The organism is Mesorhizobium sp. M7D.F.Ca.US.004.03.1.1, from assembly GCF_003998635.1.
Taxonomy (GTDB): domain Bacteria; phylum Pseudomonadota; class Alphaproteobacteria; order Rhizobiales; family Rhizobiaceae; genus Mesorhizobium; species Mesorhizobium loti.
Genome location: NZ_RZQG01001408.1, coordinates 1 through 1,045 on the forward strand (window position 1 = coordinate 1; position 1,045 = coordinate 1,045).

The window sequence follows — 1,045 nt, forward strand, 5'->3', positions numbered from 1 at the left end:
GATTCAGGCGACGCGCTTTAGGTCCTTGTTTTTATGCATGTCGTTTTCCCAAAACCGAGGCCACTTTTGGGCGACATGCATTAGAGGCCGCAATAACAGGATGCGCACCGTTGACCAGCCCGCGTGGAGCGCCGAAAGTTACCGGATCGTTTTGGAGCCGCTTATGTACAGCGCCGTCACGCGCAATATCGAAGTGCAGGTCAGGCCGTTCTATCTAGAGGACCGCTCAGATCCCTCAGAGAACCGCTATGTCTGGGGCTATCAGATAACGATCGACAATCAGTCGGACGATTTCGTGCAGCTGTTGTCGCGCTATTGGCACATCACCGACGGCACCGGCCGGGTCGAGGAGGTACGCGGCCCCGGCGTCGTCGGCGACCAGCCTGAACTCAATCCTGGCGACAGCTACCAATACACGTCCGGTTGCCCGCTCTCGACACCATCCGGCATCATGGTCGGGCACTACACGATGCGCAACAAGCGGGGCGAGACGTTCGACATCGCCATCCCCGCCTTCTCACTCGACCTGCCGGGGACGCGGCGGACGGTGAATTAGCATCTTTCTCCCCGTCACTATACGGGGAGAAATGCCCGGCAGGGCAATGAGGGGCGGCGCCGAGCCCAGAAGATTATCTCCCATGCACGACAACGTCCGAGTGGACAACGCGCGGCCATTCGCCAAAGTTCGCGCTGCCCCTCATCCGCCCTTCGGGCACCTTCTCCCCGTAAACGGGAAGGAAGGATTTCTCTACTGAGCAGTAAATTCCGCTGGGTCGAAGTCATATTGCGTCGAGCAGAATTCGCAGGCGACGTGGATGCCGCCGTCCTCGGTGCTGTCCTTGATCTCCTGGGCGGAAAAACCCTCGAGGATACCGCGGATCTTGTCCCGAGAGCACGAGCACTGGTCGGCGACAGGAACGCCGCCGAAGACGCGCACGCCATGCTCGTGGAACAGCCTGTAGAGCAGCCGCTCTGCGCCGATCGTCGGGTCGATCAGTTCGGTCGGCTCGATGGTGCCGAGCAGCGCCAGCAACTCCTGCCAGGA

2 protein-coding genes are annotated in these 1,045 nt (G+C 60.6%); one reads left to right on the forward strand and one right to left on the reverse strand.

The window, feature by feature from the left end:
• Positions 1–163: 163 nt before the first annotated feature.
• Complete coding sequence (gene apaG, locus EN935_RS37485) at positions 164–556, forward strand: Co2+/Mg2+ efflux protein ApaG (RefSeq protein ID WP_013533640.1); 393 nt, start codon at positions 164–166, stop codon at positions 554–556.
• 192 nt (positions 557–748) lie between these two features.
• Here apaG and EN935_RS37490 read toward each other — a convergent pair.
• Positions 749–1,045, reverse strand: a 297-nt coding sequence (locus EN935_RS37490; protein ID WP_206534685.1) for an Hsp33 family molecular chaperone HslO, incomplete at its 5' end; no start/stop codon positions are given.